Raw genomic sequence first — 24,368 nt, 5'->3', positions numbered from 1 at the left:
ACACGCGCTCAATTTGCGTACAAACGAACAACAAAAAAGGCGCTGAAATCAGCGCCTTTTTGCTTCTCATTGAAGCCGCTTTCGCGGCGAATGTGACCGAAGCGATTAACGCTTCGAGAACTGGAAGGACCGGCGGGCCTTGGCCTTGCCGTACTTCTTACGCTCGACCACGCGCGAGTCGCGGGTGAGGAAGCCGCCCTTCTTGAGCACGCTGCGCAGCTCGGGCTCGAAATAGGTCAGAGCCTTGGAGATGCCGTGACGCACGGCGCCAGCCTGGCCGGACAGACCGCCGCCAGCGACCGTGCAGATCACGTCGTACTGGCCCGAACGCTGGGCCACGGAGAACGGCTGCTCGATCATCATGCGCAGCACGGGACGAGCGAAATAGACCTCGACCTCGCGCGAATTGACCGTGACCTTGCCGGCGCCTGGCTTGATCCAGACGCGGGCCACCGCGTCCTTGCGCTTGCCGGTGGCGTAGGCGCGGTTGAACTTGTCGACCTTCTTCTCGTGCTTGGGCGCATCGGGCGCGACGGCTGCGGTCTTGAGCTGCGAGAGCTGGTCGAGCGACTGAATGGATTCGGCCATGATTATGCGGCCCTCGTGTTCTTGCGGTTCAACTTGGCGATATCAAGCTTCTCGGGCGTCTGGGCCTCGTGCGGATGATCGGCACCGCCGTAGACGCGGAGGTTGCCCATCTGGACGCGACCGAGCGGACCACGCGGGATCATGCGCTCGACCGCCTTCTCGAGCACGCGCTCGGGGTGACGGCCCTCGAGGATCTGGCGCGCGGTGCGCTCCTTGACGTGGCCGACATAGCCGGTGTGCTTGTAATAGGTCTTCTGCTCGCGCTTGCGACCGGTGAGGACGGCATGCTGCGCGTTGATGATGATGACGTTGTCGCCGCAATCAACGTGCGGGGTGTAGGTCGGGAGGTGCTTGCCGCGCAGACGCATGGCGACGATGGTGGCGAGACGGCCGACGACCAGACCCTTGGCGTCGATCAGCACCCACTTCTTCGTCACCTCGGCCGGCTTTGCCGAAAAGGTTTTCATGTCAGAGTTTCCGTGGACGGGGAATAGCGGCGCGAACACCACGCCGGACTGGGCCGGTTTCTAGAGAAGAGACGCGCAACGGTCAATGCCCGATGATCGAATTTACGTAAATAGAATCAACGACTTAAAAATATGGTGCAATATTACCTGCGAAAAGCTCAAACATTTGGAATGGAATAGGTCGAGGTGACATGGGCGATGGGATCGGGCGACGTCCCGGACAGCAACTTGACCTCCCCGACCGCAAGGCGCTTGCCGAGCTTGAGCAGGCGGGCCTCGGCCAGCACGTCCTGACCGGGCTGGCCCTTACGCAGGAAGTTGATGTTGAGATTGGTGGTCACCGCGAGTCCGATCGGCCCGATCGCTGACAGCAGCACCACGTACATGGCGAAATCGGCGAGCGCCATCAGCGTTGGGCCGGATACGGTTCCACCCGGCCGCAGCATCTTCTCGCCGTAGCGCTGGCGTAAAAGGCAGGTCTGGCCGTCCGCGCTCTCGATCGTAATGTCGTCGCCGCTGAAGGCCTGGGGGAATTCGTCGCGGAGAAACTGCTCGAGCTCCGCCACGCTCATTTTCGCTGCCGCCATGCCGTTCCCCACCCTCGCTTCACGTCGCCTGCTACACTAGGTTATCTGCATCATCTAACCGCAATAATCCAATCGGAAACGCCACGATGTCTACCCAGGCCGCCCGCGCCCCCGCTCCTCATCAGCCAATTCTGCTGCGCGAAATGGTCGGGCCCATCGCTGTGCTGACCTTGAACCGGCCGGCGGCGCGCAACAGCCTGTCGACGACGATGATCGCCGCCCTGCATGCAGAGCTCGATGATATCGGCAACGACAAGGCCGTCCGCGCCGTCGTGCTCGCGGCCAATGGTGCCGCCTTCTCGGCGGGTCACGACGTGAAGGAACTGACCGCCCGCCGCAGCGATCCGGACCGCGGCCGCGCCTTCTTCGCCCAGACCATGAATGCCTGTAGCGCGATGATGCAGGCGATCGTGCATTTGCCCAAGCCCGTGGTTGCTGCCGTCCAGGGCATTGCGACGGCGGCCGGCTGCCAGCTCGTCGCGAGCTGCGATCTTGCGATCGCCTCGGAAGCGGCGAGTTTCGCCACGCCCGGTGTCGACATCGGTCTGTTCTGCTCGACGCCGATGGTGGCGCTGTCGCGCAACGTGCCGCGCAAGCAGGCGATGGAGATGCTGCTGACAGGCGAGCCGGTCCCAGCTGCGCGCGCCCGCGAGATCGGCCTCGTCAATCGCGTGGTCGCCGCCGGCACCGAACGCGACGCCGCCATTGCGCTGGCGCAACAGGTCGCGCTGAAATCCGCCTACACCGTCAAGCTCGGCAAGGAGGCGTTCTACCGCCAGGCCGAGATGAGCCTTGCCGACGCCTATCGCTATGCGGCAGAGGTGATGACCGAGAACATGATGGCCCGCGATGCCGAAGAAGGCATCGGCGCCTTCATCGAGAAGCGCACGCCGACCTGGCGGGATGAGTGACACTCTAGCATCGTCATTCCGGGGCCTCGCAGAGCCGAACCCGGAATCTCGAGATTCCGGGCTCGCGCTATCGCGCGCCCCGGAATGACGGAAAGAAACCATGAATCACGACGCCTATCCCGACAATTACATCCGCGGCATCCTCAACAGTGTGAAGTCGATCGCCATGGTCGGCGCCTCGCCGGTCAACGTGCGGCCGAGCTATTTCGCGTTCAAATATCTGGCGCAGCGCGGCTACGACATGATCCCGATCAACCCTGGACATGTCGGCAAGGAGCTGCTCGGAAAGCCCTTCGTCGCCTCGCTTCGCGACATCGGCCGCCCCGTCGACATGATCGACATTTTCCGCAACTCCAGCCACATCATGCCAGTGGTCGAGGAGGCGCTGACGCTCGACCCGCTGCCGAAGGTGATCTGGATGCAGCTTGGCGCGCGTGACGATGCGGCAGCTGAAAAGGCGGAAGCGGCCGGTATCAAGGTCGTGATGAACCGTTGCCCCAAGATCGAATATGGCCGGCTGTCGTCCGAGATCTCCTGGATGGGCGTCAATTCACGCACGCTCTCCTCCAAGCGCGCGCCGGCGCCGACGCAGGGCATGCGCCTCTCCCTCAACCGGATGAGCGTCGGCGGTGGCGACACCGCGGCCTCCGATCGCGCAGCCAAGAACAAGAGCGAGCAAAGCTGACGCACTTGCGAAGGATTCGTTTCGCGAACGCGTCGATGCGTAGCACGATCGTTGCGATGTGAAGCCGCGGCTTGACGCCGACCGCGGTGCCGATCAGCATGCCGCGCGATTTCAGACCACAAGAACAGGACGCCTCAATGAGCGATCGCCTTCCGGGATTTTCCACCCTCGCCGTGCATGCCGGTGCACAGCCCGACCCGACCACCGGTGCACGCGCCACTCCGATTTATCAGACAACCTCGTTCGTCTTTAACGACGCCGACCACGCCGCCTCGCTGTTCGGCCTGCAGGCCTTCGGCAACATCTATACCCGCATCGGCAACCCGACCAACGCGGTGCTGGAGGAGCGCGTTGCCGCGCTCGAGGGCGGCACGGCCGCGCTTGCGGTCGCTTCGGGCCATGCCGCCCAGGTCGTGGTTTTGCAGCAATTGCTCCAGCCCGGCGACGAATTCATCGCCGCGCGAAAACTCTATGGCGGCTCGATCAACCAGTTCACGCATGCGTTCAAGAGCTTTGGCTGGAACGTGGTGTGGGCCGATCCCGACGATATCGCGAGCTTCGAGCGCGCGGTGACGCCGCGCACCAAGGCGATCTTCATCGAGTCCATCGCCAATCCCGCCGGCAGCATCACCGACATCGAGGCGATCTCGTCGGTGGCGCGCAAGGCCGGCGTGCCGCTGATCGTCGACAACACCCTGGCCTCGCCCTATCTGATCCGCCCAATCGATCACGGCGCCGACATCGTGGTGCACTCATTGACCAAATTTCTGGGCGGTCACGGCAACTCGCTCGGCGGCATCATCGTCGATGCCGGCACCTTCGATTGGTCGACCGGCGGCAAATATCCGATGCTGTCGGAACCGCGCCCCGAATATCATGGCATCCGCCTGCAGGAGACCTTTGGCAATTTCGCCTTCGCGATCGCCTGCCGCGTGCTCGGCTTACGCGACCTTGGCCCTGCGCTGTCGCCGTTCAACGCCTTCATGATCCTGACCGGCATCGAGACCCTGCCGCTGCGCATGCAGAAGCACTGCGACAACGCCAGGGCGGTCGCCGAATTCCTCGCCGGCCATCCGGCGGTGGCTTCGGTGAGCTATGCGGGCCTTCCGAGTGACAAGTACAACCAGCTCGCACGCAAATATGCGCCGAAGGGCGCAGGCGCGGTGTTCACCTTCAGCCTCAAGGGCGGCTACGACGCCGGCGTCAATCTGGTGTCGAAGCTGCAGCTGTTCTCGCACCTCGCCAATGTCGGCGACACCCGCTCGCTTGTCATCCACCCGGCCTCGACCACCCATAGCCAGCTCGACGACGCCGCCAAGGTGAAGTCCGGCGCCGGTCCTGATGTGGTTCGGCTCTCGATCGGCATCGAGGACAAGGAAGACCTGATCGCCGACCTGGAACAGGCGCTGGGCGCGTAACATCCTGTCGTTCCGGGGCGGTGCGAAGCACCGAACCCGAAACCTCGAGATTCCGGGTTCGGGCTTTCGCGCGCCCCGGAATGACGATTTGCTTAACAGTCATTAACCATCCCTGCCCCATACATCATCCCTGGATCGCCCCTTGATTCGGAGCCGATGATGCTGCGCTGGATGGTACCTGCCCTTGCGGCAACGCTGACGGCCTCGGCAGCGTTTGCCGCCGACTTGCCGTCCCATCCGAAGCGAAGGGCCGCAGCTCCGCCGCCAAGGGTCTATGTCGAGACCGATCCGGACGCGCTGATCTCGCCCGCGGATGGCATCGGCAGTTACGTCAGCAATCTGCCGGGCACCCCGCTGTTGCCGGGCTCGCATACGTTGCCTGGATATTATGGCCGCCCCTGGAGCTACGATTATCAGGGCGGGTATTACGGCGGGAAGCAGGTCGATTATTTCTGGCGCCTGCCCTATGCGTGCGGCGTCTACGGCTATTGCTGATCAGCCGGGCTGTCCCACCGGAACCGCGCGCGGCTGCGCTTCCGCGTTCTGCCGCGACGCCAGCCGCTCCGCCTGCATCACCGCCAATGTCAGCACGGTGATCGCGACCGCCTGGTGCGAGAGCGCCAGATCAATCGGCACCTGGTTGAGCAGCGTGAGGATGCCGAGCACCACCTGCAAGCTGACCGCCGCGAACAGCCCGAGCGCCCCCCGCGTTGCCGCGCCTGCGCGCGAGCGTAGCGCGTCGAACGCATGCAGCGCCGCCAGCGTGAACAGCAGATAGGCCGTCATCCGGTGCTCGAACTGCACCGTCAGCACATTGTCAAACATATTGCGCCACCACGGTGTCTCGAACCACAGCCGCTCGACCGATGGAATGAACGCGCCGTCGATCTGCGGCCAGGTGTTGTAGGCGCGGCCCGCGCGCAGGCCTGCGACCAACGCCCCGAAATAGATCTGGACGAAGGTCACGACGAGCAGCAGCGCGCTGGTGATGCGCAGCCTTACAGGCGCGACAATCTGCGGCCGCTCCTCGAGCCGCCGCACCGTCCAGACGATGCCAGCGAAGATCAGCAGCGCCAGCACCAGATGTGTTGCGAGCCGATATTGCGACACCTCGACCCTTTCAGACAGTCCTGATGCCACCATCCACCAGCCGACCGCGCCCTGGAGGCCGCCGAGCGCGAACAGCAGCCACAGCCGCCGCTTCAGCTCACTGGCCAAGCCGCCGCGCCACAGGAAGAACAGGAACGGCAACAGATAGGCGATGCCGATGAAGCGCCCGAGCAGCCGATGGCTCCACTCCCACCAGAAGATCTCCTTGAACTCGGACAGGCTCATCCCCGCATTGAGCTCGCGATATTGCGGGATCTTCTTGTAGGCCTCGAAGGCGTCGGTCCACTGCGCCTCCGACAGCGGCGGAATACTGCCGGTGACCGGCTTCCACTCGACGATCGACAGGCCGGATTCCGTCAGCCGTGTCGCGCCGCCGACCAGCACCATCAGCGCGATCAGGGCGGCCACGGAGATCAGCCACCAGCGCACGGCGCGATGCGGATGGGTTGGGGCGGAAATCGTCGTCATTTCAGGGACAAACCAAGCCTTGTGACCAACAGACTTGAACCGGACTGCGTGCCCCTTATAGTCCCCCGCTCCCGCAGCGCAAGTTACGCGAAAGCCGCAAGTCCCCGCCATGACGATCCGCACCCGCAAGTTCCTCGGCGCCATTCTGCTCCTGGTGCTGGCCACCGTCTGGGCCCTGCTCGGCATGGCGGCGGCGCAGATGCCGTGGATCGCCGTATCCGGCTGGCGTCAGGCGATCTACTACGTGGTGGTCGGCATGGGCTGGGTGCTGCCGGCGATGCCGATCGTGAGCTGGATGCAGCGGCCGGACCGGGCGTAACCCCCGCAAACGCGCCTGCGCGTTTGTCGGTTGCGAAGGCTCTAACCATCGCGGCGTCAGCTCGTAGCGCTGCCCGTCGGTTTCACCGGTGCGAAGGCAATGCCCGACACCAGCACCCGCATCATGCGCAGCGAGCGCACCCGTCCGTCCCAGGAGATCCGAGGCAACGCCCGCAGATTGGTGCGCCCTTGCGCATCCACGATACCCGGGATGGTCGATACCGCGCTGGCAAAGCCCGCCTCTTCCGCCATCACGACGTGGCTGCGCCGGAATGAGGACCGATCGCCGAACGGATATGCCAGGTGCCTGACCTCACGGCGAAACGCGGCTTCCGCCACCGCCTTGCCCATCGTCATCTCGCGCAGCGCCGCCGCATCCTTCATGTTGGCGAGGTTGGGATAGTTCACGGTCGCACTGCCGATCGCGACCAGCGGATCGGCAGCCAGCCTCGCCAGATCCTCCCAATCCATCGACGCCTCGCGCGAGAGTGCAGCGAGATCGATGCTGTAGCGTGTGCAGAGATCGGCAATCGCGGCCGAGAGATCCGCCGGCGGCAGCGAGCGCAGCCAACCCTCGAGATGCCAAAACAGTGCCTGTTTCTCGGCATTATCAGTGATGGTGAAGCGCTGTTCCTTGTCGCCCATCATCAGGCTGATCCGGCTCTCGCGCGCGATCACCTGCTCGAGCCCAAGCCACCACGCTTCTCCAACGCCGTCGGGAAAGGCGGTCGGAACATAGAGCGTGAACGGCACGGCGTGGCGCGTCAGCACCGGATAGGCAAAGCTGATGAGGTCCTTGGGCGTGCCATCGAAGGTGAGTGCCACGAAGCGCCGCTTCTCCGGCAACGTCACCGCGCGCCGACAAACCTCGTCCATGCCGAGAAACTCATAGTCCCAGCGCTTCAGCGCACGAATGGCACGATCGAGGAATTGTGGCGTGATCTCGTGTTCGCGCAGCGGCTGGAACGCGCCGCTTCGCCGCGGCCGCACGTGCTCGAAGCGCAGGATGGCGCCCGCGCCGCGGCTGCGCAGCAAGGGTCGGCCCGAGAACCAGGCCAGTTCGAGCCGCAACCGCTGCACCCATCTGCCGTCGGATGCCAATACCCCACCTTCGCCTTTGCCGGCAGCCTGTTCCCTGCCCCATTGTCATTACCCTTTGTTGACATTTATTTGCAAAGGTCGGCCACAGGCCGAAATACGTATTTTTCGCTTTCTCGACAGGTTTCGCGCATGACCATGGCTGCGGCGATGCAAAGCCGGACGGCGGAATCGCCAGCGCGGTCCAAAGCCAGCCGTATTGCGCATGTCGATATCGTCGCCGATCTCGGTGAAGCCGAGAGAGTCTGGCGCGCGCTCGAGGAGCCCGGCCACCTCTTCACGCCCTATCAGCGGTTCGATCTCCTGGGCACCTGGCAACGATCGGTCGGGGAGCACGAAGGCGCCCGCCCCTTCATCGTGATCGCGCGCGATGCCGAGCAGAACCCGCTCGCCCTGCTTCCGCTGGCATTGCGCCGAGGTCACGGCGTGCGCACGGCCTGCTTCATGGGCGGCAAGCATACGACCTTCAACATGGGACTGTGGAACGCCGAGTTCGCAGCACAAGCCGTCGCTAGCGACCTCGACGCGTTGATCGCACCGCTGCGCAACCGGGTCGACGTCCTCGCGCTGACGCAGCAACCGAAGCGCTGGCACGATCAGCAAAATCCGTTCGCATTCCTGCCGCAGCAGAGCGCAATCAACGGCTGCCCGGTACTGGTCATGGAGCCAGGCGGCCCGCCCGCATCGCGGATCAGCAATTCCTTCCGCCGCCGGCTCAAGAGCAAGGAGAAGAAGCTCCAGGCGCTTGCCGGCTACCGCTATCACCTCGCCACATCGGACGCGGACGTCACCCGCCTGCTCGACTGGTTCTTCCGCGTCAAACCGGCGCGGATGGCTGAGCAGAAGCTGCCCAACGTCTTCGCCGAGCCCATCGTCGAGAAATTTATCCGCAGCGCCTGCCTGGCACCGCGCGGCGAAGGGCACGTCATCGATATTCATGCGCTGGAATGCGACGATGAGGTGATCGCGATCTTCGCCGGCGTTGCCGACGGCCAGCGCTTCTCGATGATGTTCAACACCTACACGATGTCGGAGCACGCCCGCTACAGCCCGGGCCTGATCCTGGTGCGCTACATCATCGACCGCTACGGCGAGCGCGGCTACCGCTCCCTCGACCTCGGCATCGGATCGGACGACTACAAGCGCATGTTCTGCAAGGATGACGAGGACATCTTCGACAGCTTCGTGCCCCTGACCCCGCGCGGCAGGCTCGCGGCCGCGGCGATGTCCTCGATCAACCACGGCAAGCGCCTGGTGAAGCAGAACCAGATGCTGTTCGACCTGGCCCGACGGCTAAGGCAGGCGTTCGGGTAGCGACGAATTGTCGTAGGGGGGGCAAAGCGAAGCGTGCCCACGTTCTGCGCGCGATCGGAGAGAGTGGTGGGGCAGCGCAAGCGCGCCTTTGCCCACTGAGGTAAGATCACTTATGCCGCCACCACGCGCGCAGTCTCGCCGGCGTTCGACGGCTGCACGGGCCGGCTCAACATCGTCACCTCGCTGAAGCCGACGGCCTTGAGCTGTTCGCACATGAGCGTACGCGCATCAGCCTCCATCGACGCGTCGGGGACCACGACAGCGCGGGCATTCGTCGTCAAGAGTTCTGCCGGCAATTCGGAAGCGCCACCGGCGTCGAGCAGCACGTAATCGTAAGCGCGCAGCAACGCATCGATTGCGAGCGTCACCCGCGGCGACTGGAGCAGGCTTTGGTCGAAGCCTGGACGACCGGCCAGGACGAGATGCAGCCGCGAGACTTTGTCGCGCGTAATGATCTGCGCGAACGAGGCCTGCCCCTGCATCAGCTCGGCAAGACCGGGCGACACCGGATCGACCGACACCGCTGATATCGTCGGCGAGGATGCGGCGAGATCGACCACGACGACGCGCGCCTCGCGTGCCAGATGCCGTGCGAGCGTCAGCGCCGACAGCGTGATCGCCTCGCCCGATGCGGTGCCGAGCACGGTGACCTTCTTCGCAGCTGCACCGGCAGCCCTCAGGCTCTCGGCCAGCTGTCCGATTTCGGCCAATTCGCTGACGTCGGCATCATCAGTCATCTCCGGCTGGAGCGGTGCCGCAACCGTCTCCACCGGATCGACAACAGGCTCGCGACGAACCGCCGCGGGGGCGAGCGTCGCGACGGCGCGCGGCGCGGTCTGGCGCAGCAGCTCGCCGGTGACGACAACACCAGAGGACAGCAGCAGCGTCGCAAGCGTCGCGATCAGTACGATCGGAAGCTTCTTCGGATAGGCCGGCGTATTCGAGACGATGCCACGCGAGATGATGCGGCCCTCGGTCGGCGCGGTGTCGATGGTTTCGCGGGTATTGGCCTCGCGATATTTGGCAAGATAGGTCTCGAGCAGGTCGCGCTGCGCCTTGGCCTCGCGCTCGAGCGCCCGCAGCTGAACGTCCTGGCCGTTGGTCGAGGTCGCCTGCTTCTTGAGCTGCTCGAGGCTCGTGGTCAGGCCGTCGACCCTGCCGCCGGCGATCCGCGCATCGTTTTCAAGCGAGCGCGAGATTTTTGCCGCCTCGTCGCGGATCTGACCATCGAGATCGCTCAGCTGCGCTTTCAGTTCCTTGATGCGCGGATGATTGCCGAGCAGCGTGGAAGACTGTTCGGCAAGCTGGGCGCGCAGCGTTACACGCTGTTCCGACAAGCGCCGCATCAGCTCGGAGTTCACGACCTCGGACGCCTCGATCGGCTTGCCGCTCTGGAGCATCTCGCGGATCAGCCGCGCCTTGGACTCGGCGTCGGCCCTCAGCGCGCGCGCATTGTTGAGCTGGGTATTGACCTCGCCCATCTGCTGGTTCGACAGCGTGGTGTTGTTGGTGCCGACGAACAGTGACGATTTGGATCGGAAGTCCTCGACCTTGGCTTCGGCCTCGGAAACCTTTTTGCGCAGGTTCTCGATCTCGCCCGCCAGCCACTGGCTGGCGTTGCGCGCCTGGTCCTGTCGCGCATTCTGCTGGAGCACGAGATAGCCGTCGGCGATTGAATTGGCGACGCGCGCGGCGAGCTCGGGATCCTGCGACTGGAATTCGACGACGATCACGCGCGACTTGTCGACGGCATAGGCCTGAAGGCGATCATAATACGCATCGAGCACGCGCTCTTCCGGTGTCATCGAGAACGGGTCGCGGCCGACGCCGACCAGCGCCGCGAGCGATTTCAGCGGCGAGATGCCTTGCAAGACCGGGTCGAATTCCGGCCGTTCGGCCAGCTTGTTCTTCTTGATGATCTCGCGCGCGAGATCGCGCGACAGCACAAGCTGCACCTGGCTGGTGACGGCCTCGGGGTCGAGTGCCTGCCGCTCCTCCGTGCTGCGATCGCTGCTCGGCCGCAGGAAGACGTTCTCGCGGCCGTCGATCAGGATGCGCGATTCGGATTTGTAGCGCGGCGTGATGAGATTGACGATCGCGACGGAGGCGACGAGGGCCAACACCGTCGGCACGATGATCCAGCCGCGCTTGCGCGCGAGCGCGCCGCCGAGCGCATGCAGATCGATGTCACCGGATTCGGCTGGCGCCTGCCTTGCAACGATCGGCGCCGGCTTGGCTTCGACCCGGGGCTTGGTGTTCGAAACGGCTCGCTCGATGACGGCCTTGTCCTTGCCGGCACGCCAGAACGCTAAACGCATCGAACACTCCCGCAGGGCAAGCCACTCGTGTACCTCAATGAGGCCGATTACACTCCATTAAGGTTGCTGCTGGGTTAATCGCGACCTCTGGCATGCAACGCAGAAGCGTTCGTCACCGTTTGTTAACCACGAGGGGTCCTTAATCGCATCGATATTTCGAGAAACTTTGTCCAGTTTCGCGCGCTGGTTTTGATCATGCCTCCCTCTCCTGACCGGCCGCTTCGCATTCTGCACGCCGTACGCGCGCCCGTAGGAGGCATCTTCCGGCACATCCTCGACGTCGCCAACGGTCAGGTCGATCGCGGCCATCACGTCGGGATTCTCGCCGACAGCCTCACCGGTGGCGAGCGCGCGGACAAGGCGCTGGCCGAAGTTGCGCCGCGGTTGAAGCTCGGCGTGCATCGGATGGCGATCCGCCGGGAACCCTCGGTGGAGGATTTTCTGGTTTGGTTGCGCATGCGCCGCCTGATTGCCGCGCTCAAGCCCGACGTCTTGCACGGCCACGGCGCCAAGGCCGGCGCTTTCGTTCGCGCGCGGCGCCGCGCTGACGACACCATTCGCATCTACACGCCCCATGGCGGCTCGCTGCACTATCCGCTCAACACCTTGAAGGGGGAATTTTACGCGCGCCTCGAACGCTCGCTGATGGACGCGACGGATCTGTTCCTGTTCGAGAGCGCTTTTGCGCGCGACACCTACCAGCGCATCGTCGGTACGCCCAAGGGCGTGGTGCATTGCGTCTTCAACGGCGTGACGCCGGAAGAGTTCGAACCCGTCGCTATCGCCGATGACGCTACCGACCTCTGCTATGTCGGCGAGTTCAGGCACATCAAGGGCGCGGACCTCCTGGTCGACGCGGTGGCGCGGCTGCGCGAGAGCGGCAGGCAAGTCACGCTGACGCTCGGCGGCGACGGTGAGGAGACCGCGGCGCTGAAGGCGCAGGTCGAGCGGCTCGGCCTGAAGGAGGCGATCCGCTTCATCGGCCACGTCAAGGCGCGTTACGGCTTTTCCAAGGGGCGACTGCTGGTCGTCCCCTCGCGCGGCGATTCCATGCCCTATGTTGTCATCGAGGCCGGTGCGGCCGGTATTCCCATGATCGCAGCGCGCGTCGGCGGCATCCCGGAGATTTTCGGGCCCGACAGTCCGGCGCTGTTCGCCGCCAGCAACGCCGAAGCCATGGCTGAGGCGATCGCGGCCGCGCTGGACGACGCGCAGGCGACCGCGCAGCGCGCATCGATCTTGCGCGAGCGCATCTCGGCGCATTTCTCGCAAGCCGCGATGGTCGAAGGCGTGCTCGCGGGCTACCGCGATGCATTTGCCAATCATTAACCACCCTTAAGCCGGCTTTAGAGAATCTTCCGATTTGTCCGATAATCGACGCCAGGGGATTGGAAGCCCGGGGCGCCAAGCCGTGCCGCGAGCTTTTGGAATGGACGTAGACGCCCGTGGAACCGTTCAACGCACGCTCGATGCTCGATGCCGCGACCAGCGCCGCGGCCCGGCCTGCCGGGACTAGTTTCGTGGAACGCCGCCGCCGGCTCACGCCGGCTGCGCTCGAGATCGTCAATCAGAAAGTCGCCCGCGCCTATTCGCCGATCGTGATTGCCGGCGTCGTGCGCGCCATCGACTTCGTGCTGCTCATCGTGGTGGGCATCGCCGTCTATGCCGGCTACGTCATGCCGCACAACGGCTTCAGCTGGGTCTATCCGTTAGAGATCGTCGCTGTCGCAGTCGCAGCCGTGGTCTGCTTCCAGGCCGCGGACATCTACCAGGTGCAGCTGTTCCGCGGCCAACTCCGGCAGATGACGCGGATGATCTCGTCCTGGTCGTTCGTCTTCCTGCTGTTCATCGGCGTCTCCTTCTTCGCCAAGTTCGGCAGCGAGGTCTCGCGGCTATGGCTCGCCGCCTTCTATTTCCTTGGCCTCGCCGCGCTGATCGCCGAGCGCCTCATCCTTCGTTCGCTGGTGCGCAGCTGGGCGCGCCAGGGCCGGCTCGATCGCCGCACCATCATCGTCGGCTCCGACAGCAACGGCGAGCAGCTGGTCGAGGCGCTGAAGGCACAGGAGGATTCCGACATCCACGTGCTCGGCGTGTTCGATGACCGCAACGACAGCCGCGCGCTCGATACCTGCGCCGGCGCGCGCAAGCTCGGCAAGGTCGACGACATCGTCGAATTCGCCCGGCGCACCCGCGTCGATCTCGTGTTGTTCGCGCTGCCCATTTCGGCGGAGACGCGCATCCTGGAGATGCTGAGGAAGCTCTGGGTGTTGCCGGTCGACATCCGTCTCTCCGCGCACACCAACAAGCTGCGCTTCCGGCCCCGTTCCTATTCCTATCTCGGCGAGGTGCCGACGCTCGACGTGTTCGAGGCACCAATCACCGATTGGGATCTGGTGATGAAATGGCTGTTCGACCGCGTCGTCGGCAGCCTCGCATTGCTTGCGGCCCTTCCCGTGATGGCGCTGGTGGCGCTGGCAGTGAAGCTCGACAGCCCCGGTCCCGTCCTGTTCCGCCAGAAGCGGTTCGGCTTCAACAATGAGCGCATCGACGTCTATAAATTCCGCTCGATGTATCACCACCAGGCCGACCCGACGGCCTCGAAGGTCGTGACCAAGAACGATCCGCGCGTCACCCGCGTCGGCCGCTTCATCCGCAAAACCAGCCTCGACGAGCTGCCGCAGCTCTTCAACGTGGTGTTTTCGGGCAATCTTTCCCTGGTCGGCCCGCGTCCACACGCGGTGCAGGGCAAGCTTCAGAGCCGGCTGTTCGACGAGGCCGTCGACGGCTATTTCGCCCGCCACCGCGTCAAGCCCGGCATCACCGGCTGGGCTCAGATCAACGGCTGGCGCGGCGAGATCGACAATGAAGAGAAGATCCAGAAGCGCGTCGAGTTCGACCTCTACTACATCGAGAACTGGTCGGTGCTGTTCGACCTCGTCATTCTCCTGAAAACGCCGCTCTCGCTGCTGACCAAGAACGAGAACGCGTATTGAGTTTCCGTCATGCCCCGGCTTGACGGGGCATCCAGTACGCCGAGGCGCCAGCCGTTTTCCGCAACAGGCGCCGCAGAGTCCTGGATCGCCCGGTCAAGCCGGGCGATGACAGCGGTATTTGTGGCGTGAGATTTGCGTGAGCGTGTGATGGCGTATGCGGCAACTGCCGGTGGAATGAACGTAGCCGCACCGGCTGCGCCCGGCGTGCTTGCCCTCCAGCGCGCGCTGGTCTGGCTGGTCGGCGCCTCGGGCGCTATCGTCTTCATCGAGCCGAGCCCTTACGAGATCGCGACGCTGCTCGCCACCGTCGCCTTCTTTGCCACCGGCCTGCGCCTGCGGCTCGTGCTGATGCCGCTGGTGCTTGCCCTGGTGCTGCTCAATGTCGGCTACACCATCGGCGCGATCCCGCTGCTCGACCAGTCGGAGGTCGCAAGCTGGATCGCGACCTCCTGGTACATGGCCGTCACCGTGGTGTTCTTTGCCATGGTCATTTCCGAGGACACGGCGGCGCGGCTCGACATGCTGCGCCGTGGCCTCGCGGTCGGCGCGATGATCGCCTCGCTCTCGGCTATATCAGGCTATTTCAACCTGGTCCCCGGCGGCCACGATCTGTTGACGCTCTACGAGCGCGCTCGCGGCACGTTCAAGGACCCGAACGTGCTTGGCGCGTTCCTGATCCTGCCGGCGCTGTTTGCACTTCAGAGCGTGGTCTCGGACAAGCTCGCCAAGGCGTTCCGCAACGCCATCGCCTTCGCCATTATGTCGCTGGCGATCCTGCTCGCCTTTTCCCGCGCCGCCTGGGGCGGGCTGATCCTGACCTCTGCCTTCATGCTGGCACTGATGGTGCTGACCAGCCGCAGCAATGCCGAGCGCTCACGCATCATCGTCATGGCGATCGTCGCGGTCGTGCTGGGCCTGGCGCTGATCGCGGTGCTGCTGTCGTTCGATTCCGTCGCCGAGATGTTCAAGCAGCGCGCGAGCTTCGACCAGAGCTATGACGAAGGCCGCTTCGGCCGGTTCGGCCGCCACATCCTCGGTGCGGAGATGGCGCTCGACCTGCCGTTCGGCATCGGCCCCCTGCAATTCCACCGCTACTTCCCCGAAGACACCCACAACTCCTACCTGAACGCCTTCATGTCCGGCGGCTGGCTCTCCGGCGTCTGCTATCCGGCGCTGGTCTTCACCACCGTCATCACCGGCTTGCGCCACATCTTCGTCCGCGTGCCCTGGCAGCGCGCTTACCTCGCGGTGTTCTCCGCCTTCGTCGGCACCGTCGGCGAAAGTTTCGTGATCGACACCGACCACTGGCGCCATTTCTGGATGATGCTGGGCGCGATGTGGGGCATGATCGCGGCCGCACAGGCCTACAAGGTCAGGTCCGGCGAGGACGCTCCTTCAGCTTGAGATCGGGCCGCTGCTCCGGTGGCGTATCAAGCAGGCCCTTCAATGCTGCGGTCGCTGCGACCACGCCCTCGTAGCCCTCATTGGCAAAACGCAGCAGCAGGCGCAGCTCCTCGTCGGTATAGGCGCTGAAGACCTTCTCCATCGCCTGCTGCATCGGCACATAGAGCTGGCCGATCCTCTTCGCGGTCTCGGGCACGACGGTGATGAAAACCTTGCGACGATCGGCCTCGTCACGCTCGCGTCGCACGAACCCTGCCTTCTCGAGCCGATCGACCACGCCGGTGATGGCGCCCGTCGTGAGCCCCGTCACCTCGGCAAGCCTGCCCGCGGTCACGCGCCCCTCGAGAGAGAGAATGTCCATGCATTCGAGGTCGGAATTGGCAATTCCAGCCACGTTCGCAACGGCTTGCCCATAGAGCACGCCCTGCGCGGACGACCGTCGCATCGCCTCTTCCAATTCTCCCAGCAACGCCGCGCGAGCCTTTGCCCTTGACAACGCCCACCTCATATCTTAGCCGATATATATCTTAGCCACTAAGAGAATTAGTGGCCTTAATTTCTCCTAGCACCACGGAAACCTCGGGAGCAAGCCAATGCCTCACCGTCCCCGCAAGGCCCTCATCATCGGCGCCGGCATTGCCGGGCCCGTCGCTGCGATCCTGCTGCGCCGCGCCGGCATCGAATCCGCGGTCTACGAAGCCTGGCCCTACTCCAAGGGCATCGGCGGCGGCCTCCAGATCGCGCCGAACGGCATGCATGTCATGGACGAGATCGGGCTTGCCGGCGAGCTGATCAGCCGCGGCTCGATCGCGGAATCCTTCGACTTCTATTCGCAAGACGGTCGACGGCTCGGCTCGATCAACCGCGACATGGCGCGGCGGTTCGGCCAACCCGCCGTGAACGTCTGCCGCGCCTCGCTGAACGAGATGCTGATCGACAAGGCCTGGTGCACGTGCGCGTCGCTCTATTTCGACAAGCGCCTGATCAAGATCGAGGATCGCGGCGACCAGCCCATCATCGCCTATTTCGCCGACGGCACCACCGCGGAGGGCGATTTTCTGATCGGCGCCGACGGCGTGCATTCGATCACGCGGCGCCAGGTTGTGCCTGATGGTCCCAAACCCTTCAACACCGGACTGATCGGCTTCGGCGGCTTCGTCCCTCATCCGGCCCTCGGCGGCAGGGCGATCGGCGGGCGTGTCGAGACCACGTTCGGACAGAGCGGCTTCTTCGGCTACGGCTATTGCAGCCCGGATCCCAAGGGCGGCGCAATGTGGTGGAGCACGCAGCCCGCGCACGGCATGGATGCCGCGATGTTTCGCGCGCTCGACGCACAGGCGCTGAAGCAGCATCTGCGCGGCTTCCATCAGGGCTGGCACGATCCGATCCCTGGGATCATCGAGGCGGCCGAGAACATTGTGGTCACCGACACTTTCGACGTCGCAACCTTGCCGACCTGGTCACGCAAGCGATCGCTGCTGATCGGCGACGCCGCCCATGCAACCAGCCCGCATGCCGGACAGGGCGCCTCGCTCGCGCTGGAAGATGCGATGCGGCTCGCCCGGCTGATGCAGGAGGGTCAGGAGTTGACGGCGACCTTCCAGGCCTTCGAAGCCGAACGTCGGCCGCGCGCGGAAAAGATCGTCGCCATCGCCCGGCGCAACGGCAACAACAAACGCGAGTTCAGCGCCGCCGGCGCGTGGATGAGAAATCACATGATCAAACTTCTGTTGCCACTGGGCTCGAAGGGCATGGACTTCATGTACGCCTATGACGCGAGGGCGGCGTAGCTTCATCTTCCCCCTCTCCCCGTTCTTACGGGGAGAGGGTTGCGGTGAGGGCTGCTTCCGCAAAAGCGGCGAGAGTTGGACTCGCAGAGACTCCCCCTCACCGGCCGCGCGTCGGCCTCTCCCCGCAAGCGGTGCGAGGCGAAGAAAGCCCTACTCCTCCACCCCAAACGTCAACCCGGCATTCTCCTGCAGCCGCTTGATCAGCTTGTGCTGCATCGCTGCGCCCGGAGTCCAGATTCCCCCGGGAACATCCGTTGCATCGCGCAACAAGCAGACGGCGCATTCGGCGATCATCTTCGAGGTCGAGCCGTAGCCGGGATCGCGGTCGCCCTTCACGAAAGTGCGGACCTGACGGCCATCCGGAGCAATCGCGACGAAGAGCAGGTCGTACATGCCGTTTTCGCGCTCTTCCTTCGAAGGCCCCTCGCCTGGCTTCGGCGGAGCCTGCGTCGCCATCCGGTTGTTAGCGGCGACGATTTCCTTTGCCGCCGCCTTGCCCTCCTCACCTGGACCGGCAATCTGCATCTCGTCGTAGACAAAGTCTCGGCCGTAAGCGAAGCCGAGCAGCATGTTGGAGCGGTGCACGTTGCGGGTGTTGATGTTCGCCATGAAGAAGGGCGTCAGCCAAGTCTCCAGGTCCTCGTCGTAGACTGGCTTGTTGCCTGGCGGCTGCTTCGGTCCCTCAAAGTCGGGCGTCAGCGCGAAGGGATCTCGTAACAAGGCTAGCAGGCTTGGATCCTGCGCGGCAGCGGCGAAGATCGCCTTGCTGCTCGCCGCCGTACCGCCCGAAAACGTGCCGCGCATCTCGCGCACCCGGCCCTTCACGCGCGGCGCCGTGGCGCCGAACACACGCTTGGCCTCTTCCTGGGCGGTGAAGGCACCGAGTTCAAATGGAATCGAGTCATAGCCGCAGGAGAACATGATCCGCGCGCCTGATTTCTGCGCGGCGGCAAGATGGGTGTCGATCATGCGGCGCATCCACGGCACCTCGCCACAGAGATCGAAATAGTCGGTGCCCGTGGCCGCACACTCAGCAATTAACTCATTGCCGTAAAGCAGATACGGCCCGACCGTCGTGATGACCGACTTCGTCTGCGCGACCATTGCCTTCAGCGATGCAGCGTCCGACGCATCCGCCACGATCAGCGGCGTGTCGGCGGGCGCGCCGATCGCATCGAGCACGGATTTCAGCTTGTCGAGGCTTCGTCCAGCCATCGCCCATTTGAGCTGCTTGTCGTTCTTGTAATGCGCCGCCAGATATTCGGCCACGAGCTGGCCGGTGAAACCGGTCGCGCCGTAGACGACGATGTCGAATTTCGCAGAGCTCATGACTGGCCTTTACTTCTTTGCGTAGCTCACGCCCATGCCGGCGCGGACGTCGCTTTGAATTCCATAGGGCGGGATCGGATAGCGCAGACCGTTTTTGGCCAGCGCCTTCATGCCTTCGATTGCCTTGGCGAGATGATGCGGCTTCAGCGCCATCAGCATCTCCTCATCAGGCACGCCGCCATAGCGCCGTTCGGCATAGCATGGCAAGGACAGGCTGGGCTCGCCTGATTTCAGCGCCCGCCCCCAGGAATCCGCGCACGCGGTCTCCCCGACCACCCCCCATTCGAACTTCTTGTAGCCGGTATATTGCAGCCCGTTGATCAGGATGATCATCTGGCCGGGCGTGGCGTAGACGAGGCAGATGTCGGGCGGATCGAGCCGGCCGCTTGCGAGCGGGCTGACCGCGAGCGCCTGATACTGCCCAAACGGAACCACGTCCAGCGCCTCCTGGCGCTTGCGCGCATCCTCCGCGGTGCCATGCCAGACCCCGACATAGTTTTCGCCGGCGAGCCATTTCTCGTCCTGAGGGCTGAGGCCGATCACCGCGCGGCACTGGTTGCCGACGAGATCGTCGCCGGTGATGCCCACGGTCCAGCCGAGCCGCGAGGCCATGCTGACGATCTGGTCGGTGGTGTGGATCGCAGTCGGCCGCCGGATCTTCGGGATCGCTTCCATGTCTTCGGCACGCGCGAACAGCTTCATGCCGATCACCGTGGTCTTCAGCCGCAACAGATTGTTGAGATCGGCGACGAGACCGGCAAGATCGATCCGGTCTGCACTCTGCTGTTGCATTGGAAGCCTCCCGACGGCTCGTTTGCGTTTCTGCGCTCTGTTCTAGTCCTTCGCAGGTCCCGGAAGCAACTCGCTGGTCCGGCCCATGAGGCGGTAGGCCAGAAGGCCGATCCATTCGCGCACCGCCACATCGGTGCGGCCGAGACCGTCCGCGCTGATATTGGTGAAAGAAAACAAATCGTCGGGCCCGCCCATCCGCCAGTCAACGGGATAGGCCTCGACGTCAAATCCGGCCTTGCGGAAAATGCCCATCGAACGCGGCATGTGAAAAGCCGAAGTGATCAGCAGCCAACGCTCGCCTGGCTTCGGCTGCACCAGGCGCTTCGTGAAGATCGCGTTCTCGTAAGTGTTGCGCGAGTTCCGCTCCACGACCAGGCGCTCTTTCGGAATGCCGATGCCCTCGAGGATCGGCACCGAATAGTCGGCCTCTCTGGCGTCGGTCGAGACCAGGTTCGCCGAGCCTCCCGTGAAGACGATACGCGCCTTCGGATAACGGCGTGCGAGCTCGGCCGGCGCCAACAAGCGATCGGCCGCATGCGCGACCACCGGAGTGCGATGCGCCGCCGACAGATCGGTATCGACGGAGCCGCCCAGCACGATGATGCCGTCGGGCGCGCCGCGCGACGGATTCCACGGCGGAAAACGCGATTCCAGCGGATAGAGCAGGAGATTGCCGAGCGGCGAAAATGCCGCGAGCGCGAGCAGGACCAGCGTGGCCACGGCCAGCTTGCGGCCGAACCGGGCAAAGCGCGTTGCCATCAGCACGACCGCGATGATCCCGAGCTCGACCAGAAGATTGAGCGGCAGCACCGCGGCACCAAGCGTCTTGGAAAGAACGAAGAACAGAAGAAACCCCGCTGAAATGATCGTAGCTGTGCCACGCGGGCTTGACCCGCCCGCTTGTCTTCAGAAATCTTCTTGGAAGAGGATCGATTGCCGGGTCAAGCCCGGCCATTGCAAGTTCTCAAGTGCTCTCGAATGAAAACGACTGGACCCCGCAAATGACCCATCACCACCTGCATGCGAGCGCCGAAACCTGCCATTGGGGCTTCTTCGAAGCCAGCCTCAAGCCAGTCCTCACTGTCGCAAGCGGCGACGAGGTCACGGTCGACACCATCAGCGGCGGGCCCGAAGTGATCCCGGAGCGCAGCCGGTTTCACGTTCCGCCTGAGATGGCCGAGGTGCATGCGAAATCCGATCGGATGGTGCCAGGTCACATTCTCACCGGGCCGATCGCCGTCGGCGGTGCCGAACCCGGCGACGTCCTCCAGATCGATATCCTCGACGTCCGGCTTCGGCAGGATTGGGGCTGGAATCTGATCAAGCCGCTCGCCGGCACCCTGCCCGACGATTTCCACGAGACCCGACTTCTCAACATCCCGCTGGACCGGGCGCGGATGGTCGGCCGTATGCCCTGGGGCCTCGACCTGCCCCTGAAGCCGTTTTTCGGCGTGATGGGCGTTTCGCCGCCCGCCAGCTGGGGCCGCATCTCCTCGCTCGTCCCGCGCGCCATGGGCGGCAACCTCGACAACAAGGAACTCGGCGCCGGCGCGACGCTCTATCTGCCGGTGTTCGTCCCGGGCGCGATGTTCTCCTGCGGCGACGGCCATGGCGTGCAGGGCGACGGCGAGGTCTGCGTCACCGCGATCGAGACCGCGCTCTCGGGCCGTTTCCGGCTGACGCTGCGCAAGGATTTGCGGTTCACCTATCCGCGCGCGGAGACGCCGACCCACTACATCACCATGGCGATGGACCCCGACCTCGACCTATGCGCGGTCCGCGCGCTGCGCGACATGATCGCGCTGCTCGGCGAAACGCGAAACCTCTCGCGCGAGGACGCCTATACGCTGTGCAGCCTCGCAGCCGATCTGCGGGTGACTCAGACCGTCAACGGCTCCAAGGGCATCCATTGCATGATCGAAAAAGCGATCGTGCACGGCTGAGCCCGGCCAAACCTCCTGCCTGCTGACACCACGCGCTGCCCGGCAATCCCGCGCGGCGCGTCGGCGCGCGCCAATTTTTCTGAGCGATTCCAATACGCTGCGCCACCGATAAAGCCAGGATTTGACTTCCACCCCCGAACCTAAATAGAGTCTTAATCGTTACTTTTATGTACCTGGGTAAGAGGCTAGCGTTCGGGCCATGGCCACCGAAAAAGCCGAGACTGACCGCATTCCCGTAACCTTGGCGCTCTCGACCATCACCTATCTGGAAAAACTGGTGAGACAGGGCACCCACGGCACCAGCGTTCCCGGCGTCGCACGGACATTGATCGAGGAGGGCATCCGTCTCGCCATCAAGGACGGGCTTTTGTCGATCCGCGACAATGGCAGGACGTGAACGCGCGACGAGCGTGAAAAGCGGACGGATCTCGGGCTGCTGATGGCCGGATGTCGCAACCTGGGACCGTTACAAATGCCTGTGCTCTCTCCGACCTGGACCGTTGAACGAATTGAACTGCTGAAGCAACACTTCGAGGCCGGCCTGTCCTGCCGCGAGATCGCGGCCGACATCGGCGTCAGCCGCAACGCCGTGATCGGCAAGCTGTCGCGCCTCAATCTCACGCGCGGCCGCACGCTCGACGAGCGCAGGCCGCAGGACCGAACGCCCGTCCCGCGCCCGCGCAAAGCGGTGCCTCGCCTGCAATTTGAAATGCTCGCCACGATCTACGGCGAAGCAGACACGGCAGGGGTGACCGGGCCGATCGACGACGCCAACCGTTGCTCATTGATGGAGCTCGATGCGAATAGCTGCCGCTGGCCGATCTCGACGCCCGGCGCGGAGGATTTCTGCTTCTGCGGCAACGCCGCGCACGAGGGCCAGCCTTATTGCATCGGCCACAGCCGCCTCGCCTACCGGCCCAACTCCCGCGCACGCGTCATGCGCGGCTGAGGCGAGTTCTAGCCTCTCCCCCACAACAAAAAACCTCCGGCAGGGCACTACCGGAGGTTTCTGGAGGCTTAGCGTGAAGCTAAGAGCCGTGACTTTCGAAATCGGCTGACAGGTATATAGCTTAGTAACTCAGGTAAGTAAATAAGATTGGCGACCTTTGAAACGCATAGCTCGTCTTCGCCGGCCGCAGGAGATTTCTGATTTTTGGAATCAGCCTGACCAATAAAAAAGCCCCGGCGGTCGCCCGCCGAGGCTCTCCAATCGATTGACGCGATCGATGATCAGAAGTTGCGCTGGGCGCGCAGCATCATGGTGAACGAGTCCTGGTCCTTCAGCTCGTACACAGCGGCCGGCTTGGCGGCGCTGGCAATCGCCGGCGCGTTGACGAAACCAGAGTACTTCTGGTCCAGACGCGACCAGCTCAGGTCAGCCGTGAACGCCAGGTTCTTGACCGGAGTCCACACGGTGTTGACACCGACGACGCCGAAGTTGAAGTCGGGGTTACAGGTCGAACCGGCCACGGCGATCGTAGCGAAGTTGGCGCAGATCATGGACTTGCCCGTCGAGCCGTAGCTCAGCGAACCATAACCACCATAGATGGCGCTCGCCCAATTCGGGCTCCAGTTGTGGGTATAACCACCGCGGACGCCCCAGGTCTTGACCGTATCGATGCCGGTACCGGTTCCGAAGACGCCGTCAGCAAGACCGGCGAAGCCGATGCTCTGATAGGCCGAGCTGCTGCCGCCGAACATGAAGAAGGCTTGCGGGAACAGGCTCTGGAAGTTGTAGCGGGTCGCACCGTCCGTATAGACGGCCTGCAGGTTGATCACGTCACCCGCACCGGTCGGGATGTTCTTGATCGACAACGAGCCCTGCACAGCCCAGCCCCACTTGTCGCTGGGATGACCGCTGGTTTCCGTCGCGCCGTAATAGGCCGCATGCATGTCATGCGCCGCGACCGAAATCTGGGCCAGACCCCAGGCTTGGTCGACACGGACCGCACCGGTGATGTCGGGTGAACGTGTTCCACCCCAATCGTTGGCGCCATAGACGCCGGTCACGAACTGGGCGGCCGTGCCCGACGAGACGTTCCAGAGATTCGACTGGCCGTTCGACGCGGTCGTCTCTTCCTCCAACGCGATCGAACCGGTGATGCCCTGGCCGAAATCAGCCGTATAGGCAACCTGGTTGATGCCGTTGACGTGGTTGGAGCCGCCCGGAAGGGTGTCGGGACCGCCCGCCACATAGCTCTGCCACGGGGCATCGAAGATCGAGACGGTGCGACCGAAGGTGAAGCCGGCAAACTGGATGAACGCGTGGTAGAGACCGAGCGCAGCCGAGCTGGACGAGATCGCCGACGGGTTGCTGCCGGTGACGTCGGACGAACTATAGGTAAAGACCATGTCGGCATAGGTTCGCACGACGCCGTATTCGGTCGCGGTGCGCGTATCGACGTTGAGGTCCATACGAGCGCGGGCGAGATAGTAGTTGGTCAGACGGTTGTTCGACCCGCCGTTCGCAGAGCTGGTGCTCTTGTTGAAGTCATAGTCGCCACCACCGCCGAGAACAGCGTCAGCGCGGACGTAACCGCCGAACTTGATGCAGGTGTCGGTGCCCGGCATGTAGTAGAAACCCGCACCGTACAGCGAGCAGATCTTCACGTATTCGACCGCCTTGGCCTTGACCGGAAGATCAGCCGCCTGAGCTCCACCGACGGCGATCAGACCCGCCGCAGTGCCGAGCAAAAGGCTCTTCACCACTTTCATTTAAAACCTCCAAGTTGCTCATTTTACGGAGATCGGACCGGATGGCCCCCCAGATCCCCGTCTCTTCATCAAATCCGCTCGGCCGCTTCGCGCTTTCGGACGTACCCGCGAAAGACGCGA

At 63.9% G+C, this 24,368-nt stretch carries 24 protein-coding genes; 13 read left to right on the top strand and 11 right to left on the bottom strand.

Annotated features, from left to right (window positions below):
• Positions 1–105: 105 nt before the first annotated feature.
• From rpsI to ACNJX9_RS19685, 3 genes are all read right to left on the bottom strand, one after another.
• Positions 106–588, bottom strand: coding sequence for a 30S ribosomal protein S9 (gene rpsI, locus ACNJX9_RS19695; RefSeq protein WP_057756279.1), 483 nt, complete (start codon positions 586–588; stop codon positions 106–108).
• Between the two features lie 2 nt (positions 589–590).
• Positions 591–1,055: a 50S ribosomal protein L13 gene (gene rplM / locus ACNJX9_RS19690; RefSeq protein ID WP_057756282.1), complete on the bottom strand. Its 465-nt coding sequence runs from the start codon at positions 1,053–1,055 to the stop codon at positions 591–593.
• Positions 1,056–1,213: 158 nt separating this feature from the next.
• On the bottom strand, positions 1,214–1,642 hold the full coding sequence (locus tag ACNJX9_RS19685; RefSeq protein ID WP_057756285.1) for a PaaI family thioesterase: 429 nt from the start codon (positions 1,640–1,642) through the stop codon (positions 1,214–1,216).
• Positions 1,643–1,728: 86 nt separating this feature from the next.
• Between ACNJX9_RS19685 and ACNJX9_RS19680 the strand changes: the two genes are divergently transcribed.
• The 4 genes from ACNJX9_RS19680 (at position 1,729) to ACNJX9_RS19665 (ending at position 5,151) form a co-directional block, all read left to right on the top strand.
• A complete protein-coding gene (locus ACNJX9_RS19680) occupies positions 1,729–2,553 on the top strand; it encodes an enoyl-CoA hydratase (RefSeq protein WP_439409942.1) in 825 nt (274 codons plus the stop codon).
• Between the two features lie 100 nt (positions 2,554–2,653).
• Complete coding sequence (locus tag ACNJX9_RS19675; RefSeq protein ID WP_057756291.1) at positions 2,654–3,238, top strand: CoA-binding protein; 585 nt, start codon at positions 2,654–2,656, stop codon at positions 3,236–3,238.
• Positions 3,239–3,375: 137 nt separating this feature from the next.
• Complete coding sequence (locus tag ACNJX9_RS19670) at positions 3,376–4,656, top strand: O-acetylhomoserine aminocarboxypropyltransferase (RefSeq protein WP_057756761.1); 1,281 nt, start codon at positions 3,376–3,378, stop codon at positions 4,654–4,656.
• 159 nt (positions 4,657–4,815) lie between these two features.
• The gene (locus tag ACNJX9_RS19665) at positions 4,816–5,151 is read left to right on the top strand and encodes a hypothetical protein (RefSeq protein WP_057756764.1); all 336 of its coding nucleotides are present in this window, start codon (positions 4,816–4,818) and stop codon (positions 5,149–5,151) included.
• Here the strand turns inward: ACNJX9_RS19665 and ACNJX9_RS19660 are convergent, their stop codons facing one another.
• Entirely contained in the window at positions 5,152–6,234 is a 1,083-nt protein-coding gene (locus ACNJX9_RS19660; RefSeq protein WP_439409941.1) for a COX15/CtaA family protein, read from the bottom strand.
• A gap of 109 nt (positions 6,235–6,343) precedes the next feature.
• Between ACNJX9_RS19660 and ACNJX9_RS19655 the strand changes: the two genes are divergently transcribed.
• Positions 6,344–6,553, top strand: a complete 210-nt coding sequence (locus tag ACNJX9_RS19655; RefSeq protein WP_057756297.1) for a DUF2842 domain-containing protein — start codon at positions 6,344–6,346, stop codon at positions 6,551–6,553.
• Between the two features lie 56 nt (positions 6,554–6,609).
• On the opposite strand, the gene ACNJX9_RS19650 is transcribed toward ACNJX9_RS19655, so the two are convergent.
• Positions 6,610–7,653, bottom strand: a complete 1,044-nt coding sequence (locus ACNJX9_RS19650) for a polysaccharide deacetylase family protein (protein WP_439409940.1) — start codon at positions 7,651–7,653, stop codon at positions 6,610–6,612.
• 129 nt (positions 7,654–7,782) lie between these two features.
• On the opposite strand from ACNJX9_RS19650, the gene ACNJX9_RS19645 reads away from it, so the two are divergent.
• The gene (locus ACNJX9_RS19645) at positions 7,783–8,964 is read left to right on the top strand and encodes a GNAT family N-acetyltransferase (protein ID WP_057756304.1); all 1,182 of its coding nucleotides are present in this window, start codon (positions 7,783–7,785) and stop codon (positions 8,962–8,964) included.
• A gap of 110 nt (positions 8,965–9,074) precedes the next feature.
• On the opposite strand, the gene ACNJX9_RS19640 is transcribed toward ACNJX9_RS19645, so the two are convergent.
• Positions 9,075–11,282 carry a GumC family protein gene (locus tag ACNJX9_RS19640; RefSeq protein ID WP_439409939.1) on the bottom strand — a complete coding sequence of 736 codons (2,208 nt, stop codon included), beginning with the start codon at positions 11,280–11,282 and terminating at the stop codon, positions 9,075–9,077.
• 195 nt (positions 11,283–11,477) lie between these two features.
• On the opposite strand from ACNJX9_RS19640, the gene ACNJX9_RS19635 reads away from it, so the two are divergent.
• From ACNJX9_RS19635 to ACNJX9_RS19625, 3 genes are all read left to right on the top strand, one after another.
• Positions 11,478–12,611: a glycosyltransferase family 4 protein gene (locus tag ACNJX9_RS19635; protein WP_057756765.1), complete on the top strand. Its 1,134-nt coding sequence runs from the start codon at positions 11,478–11,480 to the stop codon at positions 12,609–12,611.
• 116 nt (positions 12,612–12,727) lie between these two features.
• Positions 12,728–14,275, top strand: a complete 1,548-nt coding sequence (locus ACNJX9_RS19630; protein ID WP_439409938.1) for an undecaprenyl-phosphate glucose phosphotransferase — start codon at positions 12,728–12,730, stop codon at positions 14,273–14,275.
• 147 nt (positions 14,276–14,422) lie between these two features.
• Positions 14,423–15,679, top strand: a complete 1,257-nt coding sequence (locus ACNJX9_RS19625) for an O-antigen ligase family protein (RefSeq protein ID WP_439409937.1) — start codon at positions 14,423–14,425, stop codon at positions 15,677–15,679.
• Here the strand turns inward: ACNJX9_RS19625 and ACNJX9_RS19620 are convergent.
• Entirely contained in the window at positions 15,648–16,124 is a 477-nt protein-coding gene (locus ACNJX9_RS19620) for a MarR family transcriptional regulator (protein ID WP_439409936.1), read from the bottom strand. The two genes, ACNJX9_RS19625 and ACNJX9_RS19620, sit on opposite strands and share 32 nt — an antisense overlap.
• Positions 16,125–16,272: 148 nt before the next feature.
• Here ACNJX9_RS19620 and ACNJX9_RS19615 point away from each other — a divergent pair, with 148 nt between their 5' ends.
• Positions 16,273–17,469, top strand: coding sequence for an FAD-dependent monooxygenase (locus tag ACNJX9_RS19615; RefSeq protein ID WP_439409935.1), 1,197 nt, complete (start codon positions 16,273–16,275; stop codon positions 17,467–17,469).
• 150 nt (positions 17,470–17,619) lie between these two features.
• On the opposite strand, the gene ACNJX9_RS19610 is transcribed toward ACNJX9_RS19615, so the two are convergent.
• From ACNJX9_RS19610 to ACNJX9_RS19600, 3 genes are read right to left on the bottom strand one after another with little or no spacing between them, the layout of a single operon-like run.
• On the bottom strand, positions 17,620–18,798 hold the full coding sequence (locus ACNJX9_RS19610; RefSeq protein ID WP_439409934.1) for a saccharopine dehydrogenase family protein: 1,179 nt from the start codon (positions 18,796–18,798) through the stop codon (positions 17,620–17,622).
• 9 nt (positions 18,799–18,807) lie between these two features.
• Positions 18,808–19,590: a DUF169 domain-containing protein gene (locus ACNJX9_RS19605; protein ID WP_057756320.1), complete on the bottom strand. Its 783-nt coding sequence runs from the start codon at positions 19,588–19,590 to the stop codon at positions 18,808–18,810.
• 42 nt (positions 19,591–19,632) lie between these two features.
• On the bottom strand, positions 19,633–20,400 hold the full coding sequence (locus tag ACNJX9_RS19600; protein WP_057756324.1) for a YdcF family protein: 768 nt from the start codon (positions 20,398–20,400) through the stop codon (positions 19,633–19,635).
• 191 nt (positions 20,401–20,591) lie between these two features.
• Between ACNJX9_RS19600 and ACNJX9_RS19595 the strand changes: the two genes are divergently transcribed.
• The 3 genes from ACNJX9_RS19595 to ACNJX9_RS19585 all read left to right on the top strand — a co-directional run bounded on the left by ACNJX9_RS19595 (position 20,592) and on the right by ACNJX9_RS19585 (position 22,482).
• Positions 20,592–21,533 carry an acetamidase/formamidase family protein gene (locus ACNJX9_RS19595; protein WP_439409933.1) on the top strand — a complete coding sequence of 314 codons (942 nt, stop codon included), beginning with the start codon at positions 20,592–20,594 and terminating at the stop codon, positions 21,531–21,533.
• A 199-nt stretch (positions 21,534–21,732) separates the two neighbouring features.
• Positions 21,733–21,930, top strand: a complete 198-nt coding sequence (locus tag ACNJX9_RS19590) for a hypothetical protein (protein WP_007603456.1) — start codon at positions 21,733–21,735, stop codon at positions 21,928–21,930.
• 75 nt (positions 21,931–22,005) lie between these two features.
• Positions 22,006–22,482, top strand: a complete 477-nt coding sequence (locus ACNJX9_RS19585; RefSeq protein WP_057756330.1) for a GcrA family cell cycle regulator — start codon at positions 22,006–22,008, stop codon at positions 22,480–22,482.
• Positions 22,483–22,763: 281 nt separating this feature from the next.
• Here ACNJX9_RS19585 and ACNJX9_RS19580 read toward each other — a convergent pair whose 3' ends face one another.
• A complete protein-coding gene (locus ACNJX9_RS19580; protein ID WP_439409932.1) occupies positions 22,764–24,248 on the bottom strand; it encodes a porin in 1,485 nt (494 codons plus the stop codon).
• Positions 24,249–24,368 lie beyond the last annotated feature (120 nt).

The organism is Bradyrhizobium sp. BLXBL-03, from assembly GCF_051853015.1.
Taxonomy (GTDB): Bacteria; Pseudomonadota; Alphaproteobacteria; order Rhizobiales; family Xanthobacteraceae; genus Bradyrhizobium; species Bradyrhizobium manausense.
Note: the sequence above shows the minus strand (reverse complement) of the source record. Positions and strands in the feature narration are given on the sequence as shown.

Bases quoted from the DNA above. Each gene is read 5' to 3' on its own strand.
- rpsI (WP_057756279.1), bottom strand. From the start codon at position 588: ATGGCCGAATCCATTCAGTCGCTCGACCAGCTCTCGCAGCTCAAGACC.
- rplM (WP_057756282.1), bottom strand. From the start codon at position 1,055: ATGAAAACCTTTTCGGCAAAGCCGGCCGAGGTGACGAAGAAGTGGGTG.
- ACNJX9_RS19685 (WP_057756285.1), bottom strand. From the start codon at position 1,642: ATGGCGGCAGCGAAAATGAGCGTGGCGGAGCTCGAGCAGTTTCTCCGC.
- ACNJX9_RS19680 (WP_439409942.1), top strand. From the start codon at position 1,729: ATGTCTACCCAGGCCGCCCGCGCCCCCGCTCCTCATCAGCCAATTCTG.
- ACNJX9_RS19675 (WP_057756291.1), top strand. From the start codon at position 2,654: ATGAATCACGACGCCTATCCCGACAATTACATCCGCGGCATCCTCAAC.
- ACNJX9_RS19670 (WP_057756761.1), top strand. From the start codon at position 3,376: ATGAGCGATCGCCTTCCGGGATTTTCCACCCTCGCCGTGCATGCCGGT.
- ACNJX9_RS19665 (WP_057756764.1), top strand. From the start codon at position 4,816: ATGCTGCGCTGGATGGTACCTGCCCTTGCGGCAACGCTGACGGCCTCG.
- ACNJX9_RS19660 (WP_439409941.1), bottom strand. From the start codon at position 6,234: ATGACGACGATTTCCGCCCCAACCCATCCGCATCGCGCCGTGCGCTGG.
- ACNJX9_RS19655 (WP_057756297.1), top strand. From the start codon at position 6,344: ATGACGATCCGCACCCGCAAGTTCCTCGGCGCCATTCTGCTCCTGGTG.
- ACNJX9_RS19645 (WP_057756304.1), top strand. From the start codon at position 7,783: ATGACCATGGCTGCGGCGATGCAAAGCCGGACGGCGGAATCGCCAGCG.
- ACNJX9_RS19640 (WP_439409939.1), bottom strand. From the start codon at position 11,282: ATGCGTTTAGCGTTCTGGCGTGCCGGCAAGGACAAGGCCGTCATCGAG.
- ACNJX9_RS19635 (WP_057756765.1), top strand. From the start codon at position 11,478: ATGCCTCCCTCTCCTGACCGGCCGCTTCGCATTCTGCACGCCGTACGC.
- ACNJX9_RS19625 (WP_439409937.1), top strand. From the start codon at position 14,423: ATGGCGTATGCGGCAACTGCCGGTGGAATGAACGTAGCCGCACCGGCT.
- ACNJX9_RS19620 (WP_439409936.1), bottom strand. From the start codon at position 16,124: ATGCGACGGTCGTCCGCGCAGGGCGTGCTCTATGGGCAAGCCGTTGCG.
- ACNJX9_RS19615 (WP_439409935.1), top strand. From the start codon at position 16,273: ATGCCTCACCGTCCCCGCAAGGCCCTCATCATCGGCGCCGGCATTGCC.
- ACNJX9_RS19610 (WP_439409934.1), bottom strand. From the start codon at position 18,798: ATGAGCTCTGCGAAATTCGACATCGTCGTCTACGGCGCGACCGGTTTC.
- ACNJX9_RS19605 (WP_057756320.1), bottom strand. From the start codon at position 19,590: ATGCAACAGCAGAGTGCAGACCGGATCGATCTTGCCGGTCTCGTCGCC.
- ACNJX9_RS19595 (WP_439409933.1), top strand. From the start codon at position 20,592: ATGACCCATCACCACCTGCATGCGAGCGCCGAAACCTGCCATTGGGGC.
- ACNJX9_RS19590 (WP_007603456.1), top strand. From the start codon at position 21,733: ATGGCCACCGAAAAAGCCGAGACTGACCGCATTCCCGTAACCTTGGCG.
- ACNJX9_RS19585 (WP_057756330.1), top strand. From the start codon at position 22,006: ATGCCTGTGCTCTCTCCGACCTGGACCGTTGAACGAATTGAACTGCTG.
- ACNJX9_RS19580 (WP_439409932.1), bottom strand. From the start codon at position 24,248: ATGAAAGTGGTGAAGAGCCTTTTGCTCGGCACTGCGGCGGGTCTGATC.